The 22,806-nt window shown below is 69.9% G+C and carries 21 protein-coding genes; 11 read left to right on the top strand and 10 right to left on the bottom strand.

All coding sequences use genetic code 11. The annotated features are described in order from the left end of the window. The first annotated feature begins 306 nt into the window (after positions 1–306). Both BJF85_RS22600 and BJF85_RS28210 read left to right on the top strand, forming a co-directional pair. Positions 307–1,098, top strand: coding sequence for a DUF6292 family protein (locus tag BJF85_RS22600; RefSeq protein WP_075850022.1), 792 nt, complete (start codon positions 307–309; stop codon positions 1,096–1,098). Next, positions 1,095–1,250: a hypothetical protein gene (locus tag BJF85_RS28210; protein ID WP_158057090.1), complete on the top strand. Its 156-nt coding sequence runs from the start codon at positions 1,095–1,097 to the stop codon at positions 1,248–1,250. The genes BJF85_RS22600 and BJF85_RS28210 overlap by 4 nt, the downstream gene beginning before the upstream one ends. Positions 1,251–1,326: 76 nt before the next feature. On the opposite strand, the gene fgd is transcribed toward BJF85_RS28210, so the two are convergent. From fgd to BJF85_RS26840, 4 genes are all read right to left on the bottom strand, one after another. Further along, positions 1,327–2,328, bottom strand: a complete 1,002-nt coding sequence (gene fgd / locus BJF85_RS22605) for a glucose-6-phosphate dehydrogenase (coenzyme-F420) (RefSeq protein WP_075850023.1) — start codon at positions 2,326–2,328, stop codon at positions 1,327–1,329. Between the two features lie 80 nt (positions 2,329–2,408). After that, positions 2,409–3,890 carry an amidase gene (locus BJF85_RS22610; protein ID WP_075850024.1) on the bottom strand — a complete coding sequence of 494 codons (1,482 nt, stop codon included), beginning with the start codon at positions 3,888–3,890 and terminating at the stop codon, positions 2,409–2,411. Positions 3,891–3,925: 35 nt separating this feature from the next. After that, the gene (locus BJF85_RS22615) at positions 3,926–4,123 is read right to left on the bottom strand and encodes a type II toxin-antitoxin system VapB family antitoxin (RefSeq protein WP_075850025.1); all 198 of its coding nucleotides are present in this window, start codon (positions 4,121–4,123) and stop codon (positions 3,926–3,928) included. Positions 4,124–4,162: 39 nt separating this feature from the next. Further along, the gene (locus tag BJF85_RS26840; protein WP_083666634.1) at positions 4,163–4,753 is read right to left on the bottom strand and encodes a hypothetical protein; all 591 of its coding nucleotides are present in this window, start codon (positions 4,751–4,753) and stop codon (positions 4,163–4,165) included. Positions 4,754–4,890: 137 nt separating this feature from the next. On the opposite strand from BJF85_RS26840, the gene BJF85_RS26845 reads away from it, so the two are divergent. After that, positions 4,891–5,472, top strand: coding sequence for a hypothetical protein (locus BJF85_RS26845; RefSeq protein WP_083666635.1), 582 nt, complete (start codon positions 4,891–4,893; stop codon positions 5,470–5,472). Positions 5,473–5,506: 34 nt separating this feature from the next. Here BJF85_RS26845 and BJF85_RS22625 read toward each other — a convergent pair whose 3' ends face one another. Beyond that, positions 5,507–6,331: an ABC transporter permease gene (locus tag BJF85_RS22625; RefSeq protein ID WP_075850026.1), complete on the bottom strand. Its 825-nt coding sequence runs from the start codon at positions 6,329–6,331 to the stop codon at positions 5,507–5,509. A gap of 1 nt (position 6,332) precedes the next feature. After that, positions 6,333–7,310, bottom strand: a complete 978-nt coding sequence (locus tag BJF85_RS22630; RefSeq protein WP_075850111.1) for an ATP-binding cassette domain-containing protein — start codon at positions 7,308–7,310, stop codon at positions 6,333–6,335. 51 nt (positions 7,311–7,361) lie between these two features. On the opposite strand from BJF85_RS22630, the gene BJF85_RS22635 reads away from it, so the two are divergent. After that, positions 7,362–8,579, top strand: a complete 1,218-nt coding sequence (locus BJF85_RS22635; protein ID WP_075850027.1) for a glycosyltransferase — start codon at positions 7,362–7,364, stop codon at positions 8,577–8,579. A 56-nt stretch (positions 8,580–8,635) separates the two neighbouring features. Here the strand turns inward: BJF85_RS22635 and BJF85_RS28215 are convergent, their stop codons facing one another. Further along, positions 8,636–9,703 (bottom strand): hypothetical protein, encoded by a 1,068-nt coding sequence (locus BJF85_RS28215; protein ID WP_075850028.1) that lies wholly within the window; start codon positions 9,701–9,703, stop codon positions 8,636–8,638. A gap of 561 nt (positions 9,704–10,264) precedes the next feature. Here BJF85_RS28215 and BJF85_RS22645 point away from each other — a divergent pair. Genes BJF85_RS22645 through BJF85_RS22655 form a run of 3 tightly spaced genes read left to right on the top strand, consistent with a single transcriptional unit; the run spans position 10,265 to position 14,330 of the window. Beyond that, the gene (locus tag BJF85_RS22645) at positions 10,265–11,665 is read left to right on the top strand and encodes a condensation domain-containing protein (RefSeq protein ID WP_083666636.1); all 1,401 of its coding nucleotides are present in this window, start codon (positions 10,265–10,267) and stop codon (positions 11,663–11,665) included. Next, positions 11,662–13,119: a condensation domain-containing protein gene (locus tag BJF85_RS22650; RefSeq protein WP_075850030.1), complete on the top strand. Its 1,458-nt coding sequence runs from the start codon at positions 11,662–11,664 to the stop codon at positions 13,117–13,119. The genes BJF85_RS22645 and BJF85_RS22650 overlap by 4 nt, the downstream gene beginning before the upstream one ends. Continuing rightward, complete coding sequence (locus BJF85_RS22655; RefSeq protein WP_075850031.1) at positions 13,110–14,330, top strand: condensation domain-containing protein; 1,221 nt, start codon at positions 13,110–13,112, stop codon at positions 14,328–14,330. The genes BJF85_RS22650 and BJF85_RS22655 overlap by 10 nt, the downstream gene beginning before the upstream one ends. A gap of 137 nt (positions 14,331–14,467) precedes the next feature. Here the strand turns inward: BJF85_RS22655 and BJF85_RS22665 are convergent, their stop codons facing one another. Then, positions 14,468–15,694, bottom strand: coding sequence for an HNH endonuclease signature motif containing protein (locus BJF85_RS22665; protein ID WP_075850112.1), 1,227 nt, complete (start codon positions 15,692–15,694; stop codon positions 14,468–14,470). A 1,000-nt stretch (positions 15,695–16,694) separates the two neighbouring features. Here BJF85_RS22665 and BJF85_RS22675 point away from each other — a divergent pair. The 4 genes from BJF85_RS22675 (at position 16,695) to eda (ending at position 21,428) form a co-directional block, all read left to right on the top strand. Beyond that, complete coding sequence (locus BJF85_RS22675; protein WP_369822269.1) at positions 16,695–18,107, top strand: BCCT family transporter; 1,413 nt, start codon at positions 16,695–16,697, stop codon at positions 18,105–18,107. Continuing rightward, positions 18,050–18,712, top strand: coding sequence for a BCCT family transporter (locus BJF85_RS31700; protein WP_369822271.1), 663 nt, complete (start codon positions 18,050–18,052; stop codon positions 18,710–18,712). The genes BJF85_RS22675 and BJF85_RS31700 overlap by 58 nt, the downstream gene beginning before the upstream one ends. Positions 18,713–18,900: 188 nt before the next feature. After that, positions 18,901–20,805: a phosphogluconate dehydratase gene (gene edd, locus BJF85_RS22680; RefSeq protein WP_075850034.1), complete on the top strand. Its 1,905-nt coding sequence runs from the start codon at positions 18,901–18,903 to the stop codon at positions 20,803–20,805. Beyond that, on the top strand, positions 20,802–21,428 hold the full coding sequence (eda, locus tag BJF85_RS22685; protein ID WP_075850035.1) for a bifunctional 4-hydroxy-2-oxoglutarate aldolase/2-dehydro-3-deoxy-phosphogluconate aldolase: 627 nt from the start codon (positions 20,802–20,804) through the stop codon (positions 21,426–21,428). Before edd ends, eda begins: the two co-directional genes overlap by 4 nt. A gap of 84 nt (positions 21,429–21,512) precedes the next feature. Here eda and BJF85_RS29200 read toward each other — a convergent pair whose 3' ends face one another. Together BJF85_RS29200 and BJF85_RS29205 are read right to left on the bottom strand one after the other, a co-directional pair. Continuing rightward, positions 21,513–22,121 carry an MFS transporter gene (locus tag BJF85_RS29200; protein WP_222844638.1) on the bottom strand — a complete coding sequence of 203 codons (609 nt, stop codon included), beginning with the start codon at positions 22,119–22,121 and terminating at the stop codon, positions 21,513–21,515. Next, entirely contained in the window at positions 22,118–22,801 is a 684-nt protein-coding gene (locus BJF85_RS29205) for an MFS transporter (RefSeq protein ID WP_075850037.1), read from the bottom strand. The genes BJF85_RS29200 and BJF85_RS29205 overlap by 4 nt, the downstream gene beginning before the upstream one ends. Positions 22,802–22,806: the final 5 nt, after the last annotated feature.

Raw genomic sequence — 22,806 nt, forward strand, 5'->3', positions numbered from 1 at the left:
TGTTACGAATCGGTTATCGAATTTGTGTAACGCCGAATGGTCAACTGCACGTGCACGTTCGAAATTCCGGACGGGTGGTCGACTCGTTCGCGGCGACCTGTCGCGCGTATTGATCATTGTCGGCGAGTGGTGAATTTTCGACGTCCGCGCACGGGCAGTAGGGCCTCCGTTACCTGCGAAAACTACTCGTGAGGTACGTCCGAAAGAGTGATGCGAGACATGGCCTTCGGGACTATGTTGAGGGAGGCGCGACCGGGCGGTGTCCCGGACGGATTCACTCTTGGGCACGGGGGAGAAATTCCATCTATGAAACATGATTTCGTTGTCGGCTTCGGTGCTGTCGAGGGTGCACCGCCGGCACAGTTCCTGGGTTTCCGTCGTATTCGGCACGGCCGGAATATCGAGATCTGCGAGGTGAGCGGTGAACTCGATCTGCTCACCGCACCGTTACTGGGCCGGGAGCTGACCGCGGCCGTCGAGTCGGGGGTGTCGACCCTGGTGATCGACATGTCCCGTGTGGACTTCTGCGCCGTCGCGGGCGTCGAGGTGCTGTTGGAGGCGTGCCGCAAGGTCAGGGCGCGGACGCCGGGTGTCGGTCGTGGCGAACCGCACGTGCGCCGGGTCATGAGCCTGGTGGCGCCCGTCGACCGGGCGGCCTGGATGGCCACGGCCTGGTTCGACTCCGTCTGCGCCGCCGTGGACGAGGTTGCCGGGGGCGGCAGCGTCGAGGCGGGCGGGCTCGCGTCGATGGACCTCGACAGTGCGCAGCGGGGGCTGCGCCGGTACGTGGAGGCGGTCGCCGTGGGGCTCGGGGTCGAGCCGACGTCGACGTGGTCCGACGTCGACGACCTGACGGCGACGGCCTACGTCGCGCTGGACGGCAGGTTGCCGGGACTGCCCGACCGCGAGGTGGCGCTCGTCTGGGACGGGCGCAGCGGTTGGGCGCTCGGCGCGGAGACGCATTCGGGCGAGGACCTGCTCATTCGAGCGTGGTTCGGCACGGAGCGTTGCCGGAGCCGTCGGCGGTCGTCCGCTTCGTCGAGGCGTTGCGGGCGGGTCGGAAGGTGGGACTCGAGCGTCCGGTGGAGCCGAGTGTGAATCCCCACGCGCTGCGCATCGTGCGCGCTCGGTTGCAGGCGGGCGCGTGGGCGCGGACCGAGGCCCGGCTGCCCGAGATCGCCCTTCCGCAGCAGGCTGACTCGGCGGCGCCGCGGACGTCGTCCGGCCTGCGGCCGGAGGTCCTCGGCTGAGGTAGATCCGCTGTGGACGCGGGTGGCTCCCGGCCGGGCAGAAGTCGGGCCGCGAGCCACCCGCGTCATACGGCTGTCAGGCGGAGCGCAGCCGGGGCAGGACGTCCTCGGTGAACTGGCCGAGGTAGCGCCGCTGGTCGTGCCCCGGCCCGTGGAAGACCAGGTGGTTGAACCCGGCATCGAGGTACGGCTGGATCTGCTCGAGGGCCTCGTCCGGGGTGGACGCGACGATCCAGCGCTTGGCGACCTGCTCGATGGGCAGTTCGTCGGCGAGGCGTTCCATCTCCTCCGACGAGGTCACCGAGTGCTTCTGCTCCGGGGTCAGCGACAGCGGCGCCCAGAAACGGCAGTTCTCCAGCGCCTGCGCGGGGTCGCGGTCGTAGGACATCTTGATCTCGATCATCCGGTCGATGCCCGCGGCGTCCCGCTCCGCGGCGCCGGCACCCTCGGCGACGGCGGGCTGGAGCTTGTCGGTGTAGAGCTCCATGCCCTTGCCGGACGTGCAGATGAATCCGTCGCCCGCGCGGCCGGCGTACTTGGCGACGACCGGTCCGCCCGCGGCGATGTACACCGGCACCGGCGTCTCGGGGCGGTCGTAGATCTTCGCGTCGACGAGCGTGTAGTAATCGCCCTCGAACGAGACGTTGTCCTCGGTCCACAGTCGGCGCATGAGCCGCACCGACTCGCGCAGCCGCGCGAAGCGTTCCTTGAACTCGGGCCACTCGCGACCCGACACGGCGATCTCGTTGAGCGCCTCACCCGTGCCGACGCCGAGCACGACCCGGCCCTCGGACAGCAGCGACATCGTGGCGAACGCCTGCGCGATCACCGCGGGGTTGTAGCGGAACGTGGGCGTCAGCACGCTCGTGCCGATCTGCACCCGTTCGGTGCGTTCCGCGACCGCCGACATCCACGACAGGGCGAACGGCGCGTGGCCGCCCTCGTGCCGCCAGGGCAGGAAATGGTCCGACACCCACACCGAGTCGAGGCCCTGCTGCTCCGCGTGTACCGCGAACTCCACCAGGTCGCGCGGGCCGAACTGCTCCGCCGACGCCTTGTAACCGACCTTCAGATCCATGGCTCCAACCTAACCGCCACGGCCCACGATCGCGGCCGCGCCGACGATCACCCGACCCACGTGACGGAAAGAACCCGGTGTCAGTGGAGGCGGGGCAGGTGCTCGGCCCAGGGGGCGGCGAGTTCGAGTTGCCGGCCGAGGCGCAGGAGCAGGCGTTCGCCGGAGAGCCTGCCGACGAACTGCACGCCCATGGGCAGGCCGCCGGGGGTGCGGTGCAGCGGCAGGCTGATGGCCGGGCGGCCGGTGACGTTGGCCAGCTGGGTGTAGGGCACCCAGCCGAGGTTGCGCTGCACGAGCTGGTCGACGATGCCGGCGCGGCGCAGCAGCCCGACGCCCTTGATGCGCAGCAGGCCGTCGGCGACCCACCGCAGCGGGGTGGCGACGTCGAGCGAGCCGATGCGGATGGGCGGTTCGCCGAGCGTCGGGGTCAGCAGCAGGTCGTGGCCGGTGTGGAAACGGGCGAGCGCGGCGACGTAGTCCTTGCGGCGTTCCTGCGCGGCCTCCAACTCGACGGCCGACAGCGACCGGCCCAGTTCGGCCATCAGGCGCGTGTCCTGTTCGAACCCGTCGTCGCCGGCTCCCGTCTCGCGTTTGATGCGCGCGATCTCGGTGGCCTGGTGCACGAACCACACGGTGAGGAAGTCCTGCCCGAGCTGCCGGTCGTCGTGCGGCGGGTCGACCTCCTCGACGTGGTGGCCGAGATCGGTCAGCAGTTGCGCGGCGTGCTCGACGGCCCGCACCGCCTCCGGGTGCGGCGTCTCCCGCAGCGCGCACTGCGTGGTGTATCCGATCCGCAGCGGTTCCGGTGCGGTGTCGAGGTCCTGTGCGTACGAGCCGTCGGGGGCGGCCGGCGCGTACGGGCTCATGTCGTCGGGCCCGGCGATCACGTCGAGCATGGCGGCGCTGTCGCGCACGGTCCGGGAGATGACGCCCTGCGTGGCCAGCCCGCCGAGGGGTTCGCTCTCGTCCGGGCCCGACGGAACGAGTCCCCGGCCCGGCTTCAACCCGACCAGCCCGGTGCACGCGGCGGGGATGCGGATCGAACCGCCGCCGTCGCTGGCCCCGGCGACGGGAACGATGCCCGCGGCCACGGCCGCTGCCGACCCGCCCGACGAGCCGCCGGGCGTGCGGTCCAGGTCCCACGGGTTGCGGGTCGGGCCGAACAGGGTCGGCTCGGTGACGCCCTTCGACCCGAACTCCGGGGTGTTGGTCTTGCCGAACACGACCAGTCCCGCGTCGAGCCAGCGCTGCACGACGGTGCCGGTGCGCGCGGCCGGGGTACCGGCGAGGGCGCGCGACCCGTCGGACGTCGGCTGGCCCTCCAGCTGCTGGTGCAGGTCCTTGAGCAGGAACGGCACGCCCGCGAACGGCCCGGTCAGCGGTTCGGTGACCCGCCGGTCGGCGTACGCGTCGAGCCAGGTGCAGATCGCGTTGACGCGCGGGTCGACCGCCTTCGCCCGCGCCCGCGCGGCCGCGAGCAGGTCGTCGGCCCGCACCTCACCCGAGGCGACCAGCTCGGCCAGGCCCAGTCCGTCGTAGGCAAGGTAGTCCTGCTCGTCCACGTCGCACTCCGTTCGCTCGGCGGTTGCACCCGCAGTCACCGTACTGGGCGCCCACGAGCCCGCCGCCGAAGCTCACCCGACATCCCGCTGCCCCACGAGCGCGAGTGCCCGGTGCCGCCGCTCCAATACCTCACGAAGGCGCGGTCGACCGTCTCCTCGGTCGTAGCCGTACCCAGTACCTGCGCTACCTGCGCGACGAGCTGGTCGTCGAGGTCAAGCTCCGTCCTGCTCATGACTGCCGCCTTCGTTCCGTCTCGCTCGGTGGGTAGACCTCACCACATCGTTGTTGTGATGCCGCGGGCGTCGAGGACCTTGCGGACGTGGGTGCGGAGGGTGTCGTCGCCGGGGAAGTGGTCGGGGTCGAGGCCGAGCACGGCGAGGGCGACGGTGTCGCCGGTGCGCGTGAGCCACAGGCTGACGCCGCCGCCGCGCGCCCGCAGCATCGCGCGAGTGACGCCGCGGGTCACCGACCGCAGCACCACCGACGACGCGGGCACGCCCAGCGGTGCGGCGTAGTCGTCGGGCACGGTGCCGAGGTTGGAGCACAGGCACAGCGGCACGGGCGACGAGCGCGCCATCCGCGCGACCACCGGGTCGGGCAGCAGCTGGGCGAGTGGTTCGAGCGCCTTCGCCGGGGACGGCGCGGTGCCGATCCGGCCGAACGCTTCCTTGCTGCGCCGGCGGACCTCGCGCAGGTCCGACACCCGGCCGTCGGCGTCGGCCTCGACCGCGATCGACACCCCGGTGGTCGTGTTGGAGCGCAGGTCGTTCTCGCCGCGGGTCGCGACGGGGATCGACACCCGGATCGGCGCGTCGGCGTGCACGCGGCCCGTCGACAGCAGGATCTCCGCGCCGAGTGCCACGAACAGGGCGTTGCTGCTGCCCTCGTGTTCGGCGACGACGCGGTCCCAGTCGGCGCGGCGCAGTCGACGACCACGAACGGCGGCCGGAACGGGGCGTCGCCCGGGTCGCCGAGACCGCCGTCGCGCACGGAGGCCTGTTGCGTTCCCGGCGGCAGCGTTCCGGTGCCGCGGGCGGCGATCGCCGCGGCGACGCCGCCGGCCGCGCGCCGCAGCTGACCGGCCGCGTCGGCGAGGTCGTCGCGCAGGCGCACGCGCAGGGCGTCGGGATCGTCGACGGGCAGGCGGCCGTTGTCCTCGCCGCGCACGGCGTCGAGCACCGCGCCGAGCTGCACCCCGCCGTCGCCGACGACATGCGAGATGACGAGGGACAACACCGACCCGCCGTCGGTGGTGCGCGCCGCGGAGAGCCGCCAGGCCGGGCCGAACTCGGGGTCGAGGTCGATGTCGGCCTGCGCGTGCGCCCAGCCGAGGACGCCGGCCGGGTCGATCGGTTCGGGTTCGTGGAACGCCGGTTCGGCGCGCGGGGCGCGCACCCAGCGGTCGCGGGCGCGGGTACACGGCTGCGGGCGACGAGCCGGCCGAGTCGTCCCGTTGCCATCGTGGCCGCCAGCTCGTCGACGCGCTCCGGGTCGATCGGCTCGGGGAACCGCCACACGGTCTGGTTCACCACGGGAATGCCGAGGACCCGTGCCGAGCGCAGGAACAGGTCGTCGTCGTAGGTGAGGCGATTGGTCGCGGACATCGGACTCCTGTTCAGTCGCGGCCGGTGTAGGCGCGGACGGTCAGCGGCACCATCACGGCGAGCACGACGACGGCACCGAGCAGCGACCAGCCCGCCGACGCCGTCAGACCGTCCCCTTCGGACAGTGCACGCACGGTGGAGACCAGGTGCGACACGGGGTTGATCTCGGCGAACCAGCTGATCCAACTCGGCATCGTCTCGATCGGCACGAGCGCGTTCGACAGGAACGACAACGGCATCAGCACGAGCATCGACGATCCCTGCACCGCCGACGCGCTGCTCATGACCACACCCATGAACGCGAAGATCCAGCTCAACGCGAACGCGCAACCGATGACGAAGACGCACCCGGCGATCAGCCCCGGCCACGACTCCGGGCGGAATCCGAGCACGACGCCCACGCCGATCGTGATGGACGTGGCCAGCACGTAACGGACGATGTCGGCCAGCAGCGAACCGGCGAGCGGGGCGATCCGGCTGATCGGCATCGTGCGGAACCGGTCGAACACGCCGCGGTCCATGTCGTCGCGCAGCTGCACCCCGGTGACGACCGACGCCGTGACCGCGATCTGCACCATGACACCGGGAATGAGCATCGGCAGGTAGTCCTCGACCGAACCGGACACCGCTCCGCCGAACACGCCCGCGAACAACAGCGTCGCCACGATCGGCAGGAACACGACGTCGAACAGCCGTTGCGGATCGTGCTTGATCCGCAGCAGACCGCGGTAGGCCATGGTCAACGACTGCGTGACGTGTGCGAACGCGGCGGCAGTCTGCGTGGAGGAGGCCTGCGTCGTGGTGGGTGCCTGCGTCATGGGGGCCTGCGTTGTCATGTCACACCACCGCCGGTTCCGTGTCGGGGTTTCCGGTCAGGGTCAGGAACACGTCGTCGAGCGAGGGGCGGACGACGGCGATCTCGCTGAGCCCGATGCCGCGGCCGCGCAGGGCGATCGCGGCGTCGGCGACCACGGACGGGTCGGCCACCGGGATCGACAGACCCAGACCGTCCACATCGGTCTCCATGCCCGGTCCGAACACCGACGTCAGCGTCTCGCGGGCGACGTCGAGGTCGGTGCCGTGGAGCAGGCGCACCCGCAGGGACGAGCGGCCGAGCGAATCCTTCAGCGAGTCCGGGGTGCCCGAGGCGACGACCGCGCCGTGGTCGAGCACGGTGACCCGGTCGGCGAGCTGGTCGGCCTCCTCGAGGTACTGCGTGGTGAGCACGACGGTGGTGCCGTCGGCCACGAGCCGCCGCGTGGTCTCCCACAACGCGTTGCGGGTGCGCGGATCGAGTCCGGTCGTCGGCTCGTCGAGGAACAGCAGCGGTGGCCGGGCGATGAGGCTCGCGGCGAGGTCGAGCCTGCGCCGCATCCCGCCGGAGAACCCGGTGACCGGCCGGTTCGCCGCCTCGGCGAGGTCGAACTCCGCCAGCAGCTCCGCTGCGCGCGTGCGCGCGCGGCGACGCGGCAGGCCGAGCAGCCTGCCGAAGATCACCAGGTTCTCGGTGGCGGTGAGGGCGTCGTCCACCGAGGCGTACTGGCCGGTGAGGCCGATCCTCCTGCGCACCGCGGCGGCCTCGGTCGCGATGTCGAGGCCGAAGACGCTCGCCTCGCCGTCGTCCGGCCGGAGCAGTGTCGCCAGCAGCCGGACCGTCGTCGTCTTGCCCGCGCCGTTCGGGCCGAGCAACGCGTGCACGGAACCGATCGGGACGTCGAGGTCCACGCCGTCGACCGCACGGTGCTCGCCGAAGGTCTTGACGAGTCCGCGGACCCGCACGGCTGCGGTGGTGGCCACATTGTCTACTTCGGGCATTTCCTCACCCCATACGGTGTTGCTCGTGAACCGGAGAAGGATGCTGTCGCGTTGGTCGGCAGCCGTGGCGATGTCCAACCCGGACTGGCCGTCGCGGCGCGGTTGCGCGCGCAGGGCCACGACGTCGCGCTCGGGGTGGCTCCCAACCTGGTCGACCTGGCGCGCGGGTTCGGACTGGACGCCGTGGCCGTCGGCGTCGACAGCCGCGACCTGCTGACATCCGAGCTGGTGCGCCGTGACATGCGCTCGGCGAATCCGGTGCGCCGGGTGCGTGGGCTGGCGGCGGTGTCCGCGCACGGCTGGGACGAACTGCGCCGTGGCGTCGTGGACCTCGCCGCCGACGCCGACGTGATCGTCACCGGCCTGCTCGGCCAGGAGGTCGGCTCGGCGGTGGCCGAGGCCCGGGACGTCGCGTTCGCCGCGCTGCACTATGCGCCCGTGCGCGCGAACTCGACGGTGCCACTGATTCCCCTCGGTGCGCGGCATCCGGCCCTGCGCCGCGTGGCCTGGCGCGCCGGCGAGGCCGTCCGCTGGCGGCTGACCAAGGGAGCGGAGAACCGGCAGCGCGCGGCACTCGGCCTGCGACCCACGGCCGTCGACCTGCCCCGGAGACTCCGAGACCGGGGCGCCATGGAGATCCAGGCCTACGACCCCGTGCTCGTTCCCGGACTCGCCGACGAATGGGGGCCGCGCCGTCCGCTCGTGGGTTCGTTGGACCTGCCCGGTGCCGACTCCACGGACGCCGAACTCCTTGCGTGGCTCGATGCCGGATCCGCGCCCGTCTACATCGGATTCGGCAGCATGCCGGTCCGCGACCCCGACGCGCTGCTCGACGCCGTGCACCGGATGTGCCGCGAACTGGGGATGCGGGCGTTGGTCGCCGCGGGATGGAGCGACGTGCGCCCCACCGGTGACGACGACCGGGTGCGGCTGGTCGGCTCCGTCGAGCATGCCGCGGTGCTGCCGCGCTGCCGGGTGGCCGTGCACCACGGCGGAGCGGGCACGACCGCCGCCGCCGTGCGCGCGGGCATCCCGTCGGTCGTGTGCTCGTTCAGTGCCGATCAGCCGATGTGGGGCCGGCTCCTCGCCGGCCGCGGCGTCGGCGTGTGGATGCCGTTCTCGCGGCTCGACGCGGGGTCGCTGCGCGACGCGGTCGCCGAACTGTGCACCGACGAGGTCGCCGGGCGCGCTCGCGGCCTGTCGGCACGGATGATCCCGGCCGACACGGCCGTGTCCACCGCGGCCGAGCACATCGTCGCCGCGGCCTGAGGTGGCAGGGGCATTCGGCACCGGGGTTTTCGGCAGGGCTTCGGTTATGGCTTCGGCTACCACAGTCGGACCTCGATGCCCCAGTCGGCGAACTCCTTGGTGACCACTTCGGACAGTGCCGTCCGGTCGCGGAACGCGGCGGGGTCGAGTCCGCAGACCGACACGGTGGTGCGGGAACCCGCGTCCGTCAGCCAGCCCATCACCCCGCGTCCGACGGACGCGAGCTCGTCGGGCCCGATGCCGGGGTAGTGGGCGCTCGCGGCGATCGCCGTCGCCGTCAGGTCGCCGATGGTGCGGAACTCGTCCGGCACGGTGCCGATGCTCGAGGCCAGCACCGATGCGGCCGGCGGCACGGGCAGTCGCCGGAGCACGAACTCGGGCAGCATCTGCAGCAACGCCAACGGAACGGGTGGTGGGCCGGCCGCGGCGAGCGCGCGGTAGGCGCGTTTGGACTCGTCCTTGAGTGTCCCGAGATCCCGGCCGGCCAGTGCGTCGGCGGGGAAGGCGGCCTGGGCGATCCGGGTGGTGTTGGAGCGCACGTCGTCGTCGCTGCGGGCGCTGACCGGTAGCGCGACGGGGATCGGATCGGCGCCGGTGGCCGCGGTCATGCGCGTCAGCATCGCCGAGAACAGTGTGTTCGTCGATCCGCCGTGGGACTTCGCGATCCGGGCGAACACGGCGGAATCGCATTCGGCCACGACGTGCGGAACCGACCAGCGGTGACCGACCGGAGCGGGCTCCTCGACCGCGGTGGGTGACGCCGCCGCGGGGGATTCCGTCGAGGGGGACGCCGGGGCGGGGGATGCCGTGTCGGGGGAGGCCCGGGCCTTCCGGAGCGAGGACCGCACGGCGGTGACGACAGCGCTGACGACCCAGCGGCCGACGGTGGCCAGCTGTCCGGCGGCGTCGCGCAGGTCCGAGCGGACGGCGGTGGCGATACCGGGCGCGGGATCGACGGGCAGGCCGGATGCGGCGCCGTTGGCGCGCACGATCGCGTCGACCATCGCGGCGCCGTCGGCGATCGCGTGGGCGCACACGAGGGACAGCACTCCGCCGCCGTCGGTGGTGTCGGCCGCGGACAGCTGCCACGCGGTGCCGGCGCGAGGGGCGAATTCGCCGGTCACGCGCTCGTGTAACCACGAGGAAACATTTGAGGGCGAAACTTTTTCAGGTTCGAAATGTGGTGTCTGCGAGGTTTCCGAATAGGACCAGCGATCCCGCGCAGTGGGAATCCGGGCGCGATCGGCCCGCCGAGCCAGAGCCCCATCGGCGAGCGCGGCATGGAGGCGCAAAACGGTCGATTCCGGCACAGGACGGTCGAAACACCAGGCGAACTGGTTGACAGCCGGAGATTTCCCCGCGTCGTGCCTGCGCAGGAACAGATCGTCCGGGAACTGGAGGCGCGCGATGATGAGGGCAGGTCCTTTCGATGATCGGACAGCACTGGCCTCAGGGGTATGCGAAGCAGTTTCGGCGGAGTGACGACGAAAATGAACCGTAGCGTACGGTGATCATAGACACGCCAGGGTCGCCTTGTTCCCACTAACGGGCTTCCCCTATACGTATTGCGTCGCTACGACGCGTCTCGAACTCTCCCCGGTCCGATACCTCTGCCGAACACTGTGCCCGAAAGACCCCCGAAAGACCCCGCCCGAACTGCCCGTCCCCACTGCTCAGGGAGACCGATGGAGTACACGGAACTCGCTGATTACCCGTTGCCCGATGGTGTGCTGACGGTATGGACCCCCACCTGCGCCGATGATGCCTGGCGCATGGATCCGCGCGCGTTGTCCCACGACCACGAGGCCCATCTGGCGGACGCCCAGCCGGGTTCGTGGATCGGCTCGGTCATGCGCGTGCCGATGCGTTACGAGGCCGGTGCGCTGCGCCGCGCGTTGCGCGCCTGGACCGCGCGGCACGAGGTGCTGCGCACGACCGTGCACGGCGACCCGGATACCGGTTGGCAGCGCTACTCCATCGACCTCGAGTCCGACGTGGACGCTGTCGACGTCGAACCGCGGGTCGTCGGGTCGGTCTCGGCGTCCGATGCGCACGACGAGATCGCGGGCTTCTTCGCCTCGGTCGCGGCCGATGTGTGGCCGCACTGTCTGTTCGCGACGGTCTGCGAAGCGGACGGTGAGTCGTTCGCCGTCGCCTTCGGCGCCGATCACAGCGTCATGGACGCCTACTCCCAGTTGCTGTGGTTCCGCGAGTTCGCCTCGCTGTACACGAGCGCACTGGCCGGCGATTCGGATGCCTCGCTGGCCGCGGTGGACGTCGGCAGTCACGTCGACCACAGCGCCGCCGCGCGGTCGCTGGACGCCGTCATCACCGAGCACGATCCGGCGGTGCGGACGTGGGCCGACTACCTCGCCGAGGACGGCTTCCCGGCGTACGGCGCCCTGCCCGCGAGCGCGGCATCCGTTGCCGGCAAACAGCATTCGTTGTCCCGGTGGGCGGCCGGTCCGGACGTCTCGGGTCGGGTGGAACAGTTCTGCTCGGGACTCGGCACCGGTACCCAGTCGGGCGTGCTGGCCGCGCTCGGCCGGGCGGTGTCGACGCGGACGGGCTCCGACCGCGTGCGCTTCGTGGTGCCGATGCACACGCGGCACGATCGCAGGCATGCCGACGCCGTCGGCTGGTACGTCGGCCTGTGCCCGGTCGAGTTCGAACTGTCCGGAACGGACTCGTTCGCCGACGACGTCGGCCGGGCGCGCGCGGGCGTGTCGAGCGTGCGCGGCTGCGCGAAGACGTCGTTCGCGCGGGTGTCCGAACTGCTCGACATCAGCGCTGAACCGCGTTTCGTCGTGTCCTACGTGGACGTCCGGCAGGTCCCGGGGGCCGCTCGCTGGACCGAGTGGAACGCGCGCGCACTGCGGGCGCCCGAGAGCAGCCGGGACGAGCTGTACCTGTGGATCATCCACTCGGAACACGGCATCAACGTGTCGGCGCGTTGTGCAGGCACGGAGGGTGCCCTCGCCGCGACGGAGGGCCTGATCGCCGCGTTCGGCGAGGCGCTGGCCGAATCGGTCGGCGCCGAGCACGTGACCGAGGCCGATCGAGCAGAGGCCGTGGTCGGGGCATGATTCTCGGCGACATCACCGAGTTCACGCCCGCCCCCGGGCGGATCCTGCGGTGGCGGCCCACGGAATCGTCGTCGGCGGCCGCCGCGGCGGCACCCGTCGACCCGGGCGCGCCGTCGATCCTGCAGACCGACCATCTGGCGGCGTACCGGAACCTGCTGCGCAACGGCGGCACGCACCGGGCGTGGACCGGTGTGGCCACCAGCGTTTCCGGGGCGCTCGACAGGGACGCGATGACCCGGGCGCTGCACCGGTTCCTGGCCATGCACGCCGGACTGCGCACGTGGTTCGACGTGAGCGCGCCGAATCCGGTGCGCCGACTGGTGCCGCCGGAGTCGATCGAGTTCGAGATCGTCGAGGACGAGCTCACGGTGGGCGAGTCGGGGACGTGGCATGCCGCGTTGTCGGAGTACCTGACCGACCGGTTCGACACGGAGTGCACGCCCGGCTCGTGGCCGGGGTTCGCGTTCGGGGTCGTCGAGGCGGCCGACGAGTTCGGTGTCTTCTGGGGCTGCGATCACGCCTTCACCGATGGCGCGTCGCAGCTCATGCTGCCGTCCGATCTGGCCGATCTGTACGCGGCCGAGGTCGCGGGCGCCGACGGCGCGGGCCTGCCGGCGGCGGACGAGGTGGGCGGTTTTCCCACCTATGCGGAGGAGGAACGCGCCGCGGCCGAGGAGTACGGCCCCGATTCGCCGGAGGTCTCCGAGTGGGTCCGCATGGTCGCCGACAACGGTGCGCGGTTGCCGACGTTCCCGTTGCCGCTCGGGCTCGAGGACGGCGAGAAGGGGCAGGTCGTCGTCCGCACGATGACGCTGCTGGAGGGCGATGAGGTCGACGCGTTCGACCGGGTGTGTGCCGATGCGGGCGGCCGGGCGACCGGTGGGGTGTTCGCGGCCGTGGCGGCCGCCGATCATGCGCTGGCCGGCCGGGAGCGATACTTCGGCGTGACGGTGTTGAGTACGCGGGACCGGGGGCCGTATGCGCGGTCGCAGGGTTGGTTCTGCGCGTTCGCGCCGGTGGAGTTCGACGTCGCGTCGGCGTCGGGTTTCGGCGAGTTGGTGGCGCGTGCGCAGGCGGCGTTCCGTCAGGCGCGCGGGTTGGCGGTGACACCGGTGAATGTGGTGCTGGAGACGTTGGTGACCGGCGGAGTGTGCAGTCCCGAGGAGCTCGGCAGTCCGCAGCTGTTGTCCTATTTGGATCTGCGCAGGTTCCCGCGGGTGGGTACGGAGGCCGAGCGGAACGGGGTGCATTTCCCGGGTCTCGGCCGGACGGCCAACGCGTCGTTGTGGATCAACCGGGATGCCGAGCGGTTGTATCTGTTGGCGCAGGTTCCGGACAATCCGGTGGCCGCGGACTCGGTGGCGCGCTATCACGACAAGCTGAGGGAGATCCTGCGGGAGTCGGTCGCCGGCATGCGGGGCCGCTCGAGGTCGGGGTGTGACCGGTGCTGGTGACGGCGGCGGATCGGTGGCGGGTCGCGCCGGGTGAGTTGATCTCATGGCGGGTGGATGTCGCCGACGAGGGTGTTCCGGTGGGGTTGTCGGTCAATCAGCGGAACCATCTCGGCGGGGTGCGCGCCGGCCGGAGCACGGTGTGGTTGGCGTCGACGTTCGAGGTGCCCGGTCCGGTCGATGTCGATGCGTTGACGGCGGCGTATCTGACGTTGGTCGGTCGGCACAGCACGTTGCAGTGCGAGGTGCGCTGGGACGACGGTGACGATGCTGTGGCCGGTGGCGATGTGCATGCGGTGCGGCACGATCCGCGGGCGCTGTCGTGCACGGTGGATTCGTCGCGGCTGCCGATGTCGTCGGCCGACACGGTCGGTCGGTTGCGGGCGTTGTTGGATCGGGAGTGTTCGCCGGTGTCGTATCCGGCGTTCGTGTTGGCGGCCGTGTCGAGGCCCGATGTGTCCACTGTGGTGTGTGGGTTCGACCATGTGCACGGCGATGCGCATTCGGTGGCGATCGTGGCTCGCGAGTTGCATGCCGCGTATCGCGGCGATGCCGATGCGCTGCCGGCTGCGGGGAGTTTCGTCGAGCGGGTCGCGGAGTGGTCGGCGCAGCCGCCGTTGTCGGACGGCGACGAGCGGTTGGCTTTGTGGCACAGGATGTTGGGGGAGTGGGACTTTCGGCTGCCGACGTTTCCGTTGTCGTTGGGTGTGGCCGACGGTGAGGTGGCATCGCAGCGTACGGAGTGTCGGCCGCTCGCCGATGCGGCCACGGTGGCGGCGTTGTCGGTATGTGCGGCCGAGGCGGGCGGTTCGACGTTCGCCGGTTTGGTGACGGCGTTGGCACGCGCGGTCCGTGCGTTGGGCGGCCCGGAGTCGACGCCGACGTTGGTGCCGGTGCATACGCGCAATGGTGTGCGGGACGAGTCGACCGTCGGCTGGTTCACGACGACGGTCCCGATGGCGATGACGACCGATGTCGCGACGACGGCGGCCAACGTGGCGGCCGCCAAGCACGCGTCGGCTGCCCCGTTGGATCAGGTGTTGGCGTCGTTGCCGAGGCCGTTGGTGTGGCCGAGGCGGGATGCGTTCATGGTGTCGTATGTGACTATCGCCGGGTGGGTCTGGACGAGGAGGTGCGCGCGCCGCACCACGTGTCGGCCACGGCGCCGACGGACGAGCTGCAGATCTGGTTGGCGCGCACCGACGACGGTGTGACGGTGCGTCTGCGTCACCCGGACACGGCCGAGGCGGCCGGCCTGGTGGAGGGTTTGGCGGAGGCGTGGTCGGCGCAGATCGAGGCCATGGCGGCGCAGGCGAGGACGGCGACGGCGCCGTAGCCGTAGCCGTAGCCGTCAGAACGGTGGCGGTTCGGGGTCGGTGGCGTTGCCGGTTTCGGGCGATCGTGGTGGCAGGACGGTTTCACGCTTGTCGGTGTAGGTGACCCCGAGGGGTGTTGTCGTCGAGGACGTGCCGTGGATGGGGTCGTAGTGGTGGATCCAGCCGGGTGCGTTCTTGAGCCGGTGGTGTTTACGGCAGCGCGGAGCGGCGTTGTTCGTCGAGGTTGAGCCACCGTCTTTGGCCCACTGCTTCTGGTGGTCGAAGTCGCAGTGCCGGGCGGGACGTCGGCACCACGGGACGACACACATCCGGTCGCGGACTTCGACGACCTTCCGGATCGTCGAATTCGGACGATATGAGGATCGTCCCAGGTCAACGGGGTTGCCGGTGGTCGGGTCGCAGAGGATCTTCCGCCAGATCGACTTGGGGTTGGTCATGATCTCGCGGGCGTAAGCAGCGGGGACCGGCCCGATGCCGTCGATCGAAGCGCCGGTCTCGGACATGGACAGGGCGGTGTCGATCGGCATGTGCAGGTAGACCATCGCGGCCGACTGCGGAACCTGAACGCCAGGATCGTTGCCCAGCAACAGGTCAGCGAACACATCGGCTCGAAGCTGGTCCAGGTTGCGCGACGAGTCGCCCAGCCGGAGCTTGCGGGCCATGGCGTCGACGCGCGCGTAGGCGGCCGAGGCAACGTCGGAGGGAAGGTCGGCTGACAGGCGCGACTGGGCGTAGACGCCGTGGTCGAGCGTGACCTTGCGACCCTCGTGCGCCATGCGAGCGGCAGCGGTCTCGGCACCAGGGTCGACTTGCTTGACGATCTGCGAAGCGTGCCAAGCCATGTTCCGTGGCTGCAACGCCGTCAAGGAAAGTCGAGCCAGCTTCTCCTCCAGCAACCGGTCAACCTCAAGAGCATCAGCATCAGAAACCGGCGAGACAGCATTGAGCACCCGCTCGGCGCCATACCGATCAACCTGACCGGAGCGCATAGCGGCAAGCAGCCGAGGCATCCGATAAGTCAAAGCAAGCGCGGTATGAATCCGATCCAACACACCCTGCGGAGACAGTCGAAGCTCAGGCGCCAACGCCTCAGCCAACGACCGCCGCTCCATCGAATCGGACGACGACCCGGAGTCGAGCGAAGCAAGAAACGACACCTCAGCAGCGTCAGCCCGAGCCCGCAAAGCAAGCACCGACCGAGTCTCGTCGACAATCCCCTCAACATCTCTCACGTGGCCCATAGTACCGAACAACTGAGCGACAAACACCACCCAAAAGCATGACGAAGACCCACCACGAAAAGTAACCCCACGACCTCCACCCCAAATACCGCCAACCGCCGAAGCGAAGCAAGGCCAAATCCGCCAACCATCCCACCCACAGAACCGCCCCGTGAAGCGTCATCCCGTCGACCTAAACAGCAACCATCACACTGCAGTCAGGGCGCAACCCGAAACCATCAGGAACCAAGAAACAAAACCTTGCGCCCTGACTGCAGTGTGATAAACGAAACCGGAGGTCGACGGGATGACACTTCGCCGCGGCAACGCCGCCCGAACATCCCAGAGACCTGCCCGCCGGCGAGGCATCTCCACTGCCACCCGCCGAATCGCAAATCTCGCACACAGAACACCAACACAGCGACACAGAACGCCAACACGGCGTCGCGAGTTGGTAACACGGCGACGCAGGTTGCCAACACGGCGTCGCGAATCGCCAACACGACGCCGTGAAGTGCGAACACGGCGACGCAGAACGCCAACACGACGCCGTGAAGTGCTGACACGGCGACGCAGAACGCTGACACGACGTCGCGAGTCGCCAACACGACGCCGCGAATTGCCAACACGGCGACGTGAGCTGCTGACACGGCCTCCCGAAGAACCCCCACACCCTGCACCGAGCCCCGCACCGAGCCGCCGCTCCGCGCCCACGTCACCCGGGCCGCGAACCCGAGGTCACCCCGGTCCCTGCCCCGCACCCCGGCCGGTGCCGGGACGGTGACCTGGCTCTCCCCAGGGGTTGTACATCCGTACACTTCCGCTTAAGGTGCCATGTCGATGGCTGCCGCGCCGGTGCCGGCATCGGGTCGGGTTGACGATCGCCAGGCCCTGTCTGCGCGAAGGACTCCGTGGTCTTTCGAAAGCTGAGTCTGCGAAGACGGGCGATGAATTCCCAGCGTGGTGGTCGACATCGAGAAACCACTCGGGAGTATTCGACATGAGCGAAGGGTCCGTCCCTGTGCTTGACAGTTCGACGACCGGCGGCGGGGTCGGCAAGGAGCCGACGCGGCTGAAACGTCCGGTTTTCCTGGGGTCGGCGATCGGCGTGGTCGCGATCTCACTGTGGGTGATGTTCGCGCCGGATTCCGCGACGGATGTCATCGGATCCATGGTGGACTGGACGTCCCGCGGGTTCGGTTGGTTCTACATTCTGCTCGCCACTGCCGCGCTGGTGTTCGTGGTGTTCCTGGCGGTTTCCAAGTACGGCCACACGAAACTGGGGCCGGCGCATTCGAAGCCTCAGTACGGCACGTTCGCGTGGGCGTCGATGCTGTTCGCGGCGGGTATCGGCACGGACGTCATGTTCTACGCCGTCGCGGGCCCGGTGACGCAGTATCTGGATCCGCCGGTCGGCAACGGCGAGACGGTGGACGCGGCGAACGAGGCCAGCGTGTGGACGATGTTCCACTACGGCATCAGCGGCTGGGGTCTGTACACGCTGATGGGTATCGCGCTCGGCTACTTCGCCTACCGGCGGAATCTTCCGCTGGCGGTGCGTTCCGCGTTGTACCCGATCTTCGGCCGGCGTATCGAGGGCGCGATCGGCCACGGCGTCGACCTCGCCGCGGTGCTGGGCACGATCTTCGGTGTGGCGACGGCGCTGGGTATCGGCGTCGTGCAGCTGAACTTCGGCCTGGAGCTGCTGTTCGGCATTCCGCAGGGTGTTCCGGCGCAGGTCGGCCTGATCGTGTTGGCCGTCGTGGTGGCGACGCTGTCGGCGGTGAGCGGTATCGACGCCGGTATCCGGCGGCTCGCGCAGGCCAACGTCCTGCTGACGGTGCTGCTGGCCGCGTTCGTGCTGGTGACCGGGCAGACGCGGTTGCTGATCGACGGCCTGGTGCAGAACGTCGGCGACTTCGTCAGCCTGTTCCCCGGGATGACGCTGGACACGTTCGCGTTCGACCGGCCCGATCAGTGGCTGAGCGACTGGACGTTGTTCTTCTGGGCCTGGTGGATCACGTGGTCGGCGTTCGTCGGCATGTTCCTGGCGCGCATCTCGCGCGGCCGGACGATCCGCCAGTTCATCGGCGGCACGTTGGTGTTGCCGTTCAGCTACATCGTCATGTGGGTGTCGATCTTCGGTAACAGCGCGATCGACCGGATCCGCAGCGGTGACGCGGACTTCGGCCAGCTGGCGATGAACACGCCGGAGCAGGGTTTCTACACGCTGCTGCAGGACTATCCGCTGTTCCCCGTGATCGGCCTGCTGGCGACGGTGGTGGGTCTGCTCTTCTACATCACGTCCGCCGACTCGGGTGCGCTGGTGATGGCGAACCTGACGTCGCATCTGCGGCATCCGCTCGCCGACGCGGGATGGCGCCGCGGATCTTCTGGGCGCTCGCGACCGGTGTGCTCACGGCGGCGATGTTGATGCTCGGCGGTGTTCCGGTGTTGCAGAGCGCGACGATCATCATGGCGTTGCCGTTCAGCATCGTGGTCGTGCTGGTGATGATCGGGCTGTATCGGGCGCTGCGGGTCGACACGCTCCGCACCGAGGCGAGCAGGCAGAACCTGCGCGGCTGGCTGTCCGGTCGGACGTCGGCCGACGCGCCAGGACCGGCGCCGTGGCGACTGCGGCTCAACCGCGCGTTGTCGCTGCCCGACGCCGACGCCGCGCGGCGATACGTCGACACCATCGGCGTGCCGGCGTTGGAGGAGCTGGCCGGCGAGCTGCGCGGGCAGGACGTCTCGGCGAGCACGCGCCGCACGGTCGACGACCGCGGCGAGGAGTGCGTCGAGCTGACCACCGACCTCGACTGCGAGCACCCGTTCCGCTATCGGCTGTGCGTGCGCGAGGTTCCGGTTCCCGCGTACGCGCAGGCGAGTGAGCCGGAGCGGGAGACGTACGCGCAGGTCGAGGTGCACCTCGACGAGGGCGGTCAGGGCTACGACGTGATGGACTACAGCCACGCGCAGCTCATCGACGACGTCGTCGACCAGTACGAACGCCACCTCGAGTTCCTGCGCCTGCGCTAGGCGGTCGCACACGAGGCCCGGAAGGCCCGGAAGGCCCCGGAAGACGGAGCCCTGCACCGATCGATCGGTGCAGGGCTCCGTTCGTCCCAGGGTTCCGCACGATTACTGAATCGATTTTGATCCGAGGTCGGTGCTTCTGTATCGTGTCAGTTTCACGGAGGACAGCGCCCAACCGACCGGAGACGCTCGTGAATCACGCGCCAGAGAACGTCCACCCCGTCGTCGACGAAGTCACCGCCCGCATCACGGAACGCAGTCGCGAGAGCAGGGCCGCCTACCTGGCCCGCATCTCGGCCGCCGGATCCGCCGCGGAGGCGGCCCCCGCCAGGGCGGCGATGGGTTGCAGCAACCTCGCCCACGGCTTCGCGGCCTGCGCCGGCGAGGACCGTCTCGCGATGAGCGGCCTGCGTAAGCCGGGCATCGCCATCGTGTCGGCCTACAACGATCTGCTGTCGGCCCACCAGCCGCTGCACGAGTTCCCGGAGTGGATCAAGGCAGCCACGCGCGAAGCCGGTGGTGTCGCGCAGTTCGCCGGCGGCGTGCCCGCCATGTGCGACGGCATCACGCAGGGCCGCGCGGGCATGGAACTGTCGTTGTTCAGCCGCGACGTCATCGCGATGGCCACCGGTGTCGCGCTGTCGCACGACATGTTCGACGGCACGCTGCTGCTCGGCGTGTGCGACAAGATCGTGCCCGGGCTGCTCATCGGGGCCCTGTCGTTCGGCCACCTGCCGGCGATGCTCGTCCCGGCGGGCCCCATGACGTCCGGCCTGCCCAACAAGGAGAAGGCGCGCGTTCGCCAGCTGTACGCCGAGGGCAAGGCGACGCGCGAGGACCTGCTCGAGGCCGAGTCCGCGTCGTACCACTCGCCGGGCACGTGCACGTTCTACGGCACGGCGAACTCCAACCAATTGGTCGTCGAGGTGATGGGCCTGCACCTGCCCGGCGCCAGCTTCGTCCACCCGGGAACGCCGATGCGCAAGGCTCTGACCGAGGAGGCCGGCCGGCGCATCGTCGAGATCTCGCGCGGCGAGGAGTACACGCCCCTCGGCGAGGTCGTCGACGAGCGTTCCGTCGTGAACGGCCTGGTCGCACTGCTGGCCACGGGCGGTTCGACGAACCACACGCTGCATCTGGTCGCCATCGCGGCGGCCGCGGGGATCCAGCTGACGTGGGACGACTTCTCCGACCTGTCCGCCGTCGTCCCGCTGCTGGCCAGCGTCTATCCCAACGGCAGCGCCGACATCAACCACTTCCACGCGGCCGGTGGGGTGCAGTTCCTCGTCGGCACGCTGCTGGACGCGGGTTTCCTGCACCGCGACGTGCGCACCGTCGCCGGCCGCGGCCTCGAGCATTACCGCAAGGAGCCGATCCTCGACGGCGACCGGCTCACGTGGCGCGAGGCGACCGACCACAGCCTCGACGAATCGGTGCTGCGCCCCGTGTCGCGGCCGATGGCCGACAACGGCGGATTGCGCATGGTGCAGGGAAACCTGGGCCGCGCGGTGATCAAGGTGTCCGCGGTCGCGCAGCAGCACCGCCTCGTGGAGGCGCCCGCGCGCGTGTTCGGCACGCAGGCCGAGTTCGACGCCGCGTTCCGCGCCGGCGAGTTGGACCGCGACGTCGTGGTGGTCCTGCGCAACCAGGGTCCGCACGCCAACGGCATGCCCGAGCTGCACGGCCTCACGCCCGCGCTCGGCGTGCTGATGGACCGCGGCCACCACGTCGCGCTGCTCACCGACGGCCGGATGTCCGGGGCGTCGGGCAAGATCCCGGCAGCCATCCACCTCACGCCCGAGGCCGCCGCCGGCGGACCGCTCGCACGGATCGTCGACGGCGACGTGGTCCGGCTGGACAGCGAGGCCGGCAGCCTGGACGTTCACGTCGACCCGGCCGAACTCGCCGCGCGGAAGCCTGCCGACGGCGCGCCGGACGAGACAGAATGGACCGGAACGGGCCGTGAGCTGTTCGCCGCGCTGCGCCGTAACGTCGGTCCCGCCGACGCGGGGGCGGGCGTCTTCGGCCCGGTGACGCCCGCCCACTTCGGCGTCACCACAACGACACCCGAGGCCCACGTGGGAGGAACGCCGTGACAACCAGCTCGGAACTGCTCGACCTGTCGCCGGTCATGCCGGTCGTGGTGCTCGACGACGCCGACGTCGCACCGGACGTCGCACGTGCGTTGCTGGCGGGCGGGATCGGCGCGATCGAGTTGACGCTGCGCACCCCCGCCGCGTTGGCGGCCATCGAGAACGTCGCCACGCAGGTGCCCGACATCGTCGTCGGTGCGGGCACCGTGATCACGCCCGACCAGGCCCGGCAGGCGGCCGACGCGGGCGCGGGCTTCCTGGTCACCCCCGGCAGCACGGAGCCGCTGCTCGACGCGGTCACCGCGACCGGGCTTCCGTTCCTGCCCGGCGTCGCGACCGTGTCGGAGGCGATGCGCCTGGCCGAACGGGGTCTCGACACGCTGAAGTTCTTCCCCGCCGAGGCCAACGGCGGCCCGGCGGCGCTGAAGGCGTTCGGCGGCCCCCTGCCGAACCTGACGTTCTGCCCCACGGGCGGGATCACCGTCGCCAACGCGCCGGACTACCTCGCGCTGTCCAATGTGGGCTGTGTCGGCGGGACCTGGCTGACGCCGAAGGACGCCGTCGCCTCGGGCGACTTCGCGACGATCGAGCGGCTGGCCAAGGAAGCCGCGGTCCTCGGAGGCTGAGCGGCCGGAACCTGACGAGGCTCACGACGGGGCCCTGCACCGACAACTCGGTGCAGGGCCCCGTTCTCATGTCTCCGTTGCGGGTCAGCGGACCTTCTTGACCGGCAGGATCGCGATCGCCCCTATGACACACAGGACGGCCGCGCCGGTTAACAAGAGACTGTAATTGTTGCCGCCGGCGGTATTGACCAACACCGCGCCGATCGCCGGGGCGATGACCTGTGGTCCGGACATGGCGATGTTGAACACGCCCAGGTCCTTCGACGCGTTCTCCGGGTCGGGCAGCACGTCGATCACCAGTGCCAGGTCGACTCCCATGTAGACACCGAAGCCGAGCCCGAGCACGGCCTCGGCCAGGTAGAAGTCACCGACCGAACTGCTGCAGATCAGCATCAGCATGCCGATACCGAAGACCAGAGTGGACAGTGCGATAAACGCTTTTCGCCGCCGTAGCTTGTCGGACAGCCACCCGGCGCTCTGGGCGCCGACCATCACGGCGATGGTGTAGATCAGCACGCCGGTGGCCATCACCTCGGTCGCCTCGGCGGCGGTCAACGACAGTTCGTGCTGCAGGTACAGCAAACGGAACGTCGTGAACATGTAGGAGGCGAGCGTGAGCAGGAACCGCGACAGCCACGCCCACGCGAAGTCCGGGTGCTGCCGCGGGCTGACCCAGAACGTCTTCAGGGTCATCTTCCACCCCGTCTGACGCGCGGGGCGCTTCGGCAGCGGCCGGTCCGGCAGCAGCAGCACCAGCACGCCCACCATGCGAAGCCGACGATGCCCGGGATCATGAACAGCGCCAGCATGTTCTCGGTGAACATCCGGGCCACGTAGGTGCCCAGCATCGGCGCGACGTTCTGCATGATGCCGATCAGGCCGCTGACCCGGCCGCGCTGGAACATCGGCACGTGGTCGGCGACGGTGGCCACGAACGCGGCCAGTGCGGCGTTGGCGAAGATCGAGGCCAGGAAGAAGCCGACTGTGACCATCGCGACGCTCTGGGCGAGCGCGATGATCAGCAGGCTCACGAGGAGCCCGAACATTCCGACGACGAGCCACGGACGGCGCCGGCCGAACCGGCTCGTGGTGCGGTCGCTGATGCGGCCGAAGATCGGGTTGGCCAGCATCGCGGCGATCGAGCCGATGCTGGTGACGATGCCGAGCGCGGTGACCTGACGTTCCTCCGGAACGATGGTCTGGACCTTGATGGCCAGGCTCACCATGATCGGTGTCATCAACGCCAGGAACAGGCCGAGCTGGGCGATGGCCATCGCGCTGATCAGCAGTGGCCGCGCCTTCTCGGTGGGCGGTTCGACGAGTACCTCGCCCGGTTCGGCCCGGGGCAGGTCTCGTGGGGTGACGAGTGGCATGGGTT

Source organism: Saccharomonospora sp. CUA-673 (assembly GCF_001942305.1).
Classification (GTDB): Bacteria; Actinomycetota; Actinomycetes; order Mycobacteriales; family Pseudonocardiaceae; genus Prauserella.

Excerpts from the sequence above, each read along its gene's own strand:
- BJF85_RS22600 (WP_075850022.1), top strand. The coding sequence starts at position 307 with ATGAAACATGATTTCGTTGTCGGCTTCGGTGCTGTCGAGGGTGCACCG.
- fgd (WP_075850023.1), bottom strand. The coding sequence starts at position 2,328 with ATGGATCTGAAGGTCGGTTACAAGGCGTCGGCGGAGCAGTTCGGCCCG.
- BJF85_RS22615 (WP_075850025.1), bottom strand. The coding sequence starts at position 4,123 with ATGAGCAGGACGGAGCTTGACCTCGACGACCAGCTCGTCGCGCAGGTA.
- BJF85_RS22625 (WP_075850026.1), bottom strand. The coding sequence starts at position 6,331 with ATGACAACGCAGGCCCCCATGACGCAGGCACCCACCACGACGCAGGCC.
- BJF85_RS22630 (WP_075850111.1), bottom strand. The coding sequence starts at position 7,310 with ATGCCCGAAGTAGACAATGTGGCCACCACCGCAGCCGTGCGGGTCCGC.
- BJF85_RS22645 (WP_083666636.1), top strand. The coding sequence starts at position 10,265 with ATGGAGTACACGGAACTCGCTGATTACCCGTTGCCCGATGGTGTGCTG.
- BJF85_RS22650 (WP_075850030.1), top strand. The coding sequence starts at position 11,662 with ATGATTCTCGGCGACATCACCGAGTTCACGCCCGCCCCCGGGCGGATC.
- BJF85_RS22665 (WP_075850112.1), bottom strand. The coding sequence starts at position 15,694 with ATGGGCCACGTGAGAGATGTTGAGGGGATTGTCGACGAGACTCGGTCG.
- BJF85_RS31700 (WP_369822271.1), top strand. The coding sequence starts at position 18,050 with ATGGCGCCGCGGATCTTCTGGGCGCTCGCGACCGGTGTGCTCACGGCG.
- BJF85_RS29200 (WP_222844638.1), bottom strand. The coding sequence starts at position 22,121 with ATGACCCTGAAGACGTTCTGGGTCAGCCCGCGGCAGCACCCGGACTTC.
- BJF85_RS29205 (WP_075850037.1), bottom strand. The coding sequence starts at position 22,801 with ATGCCACTCGTCACCCCACGAGACCTGCCCCGGGCCGAACCGGGCGAG.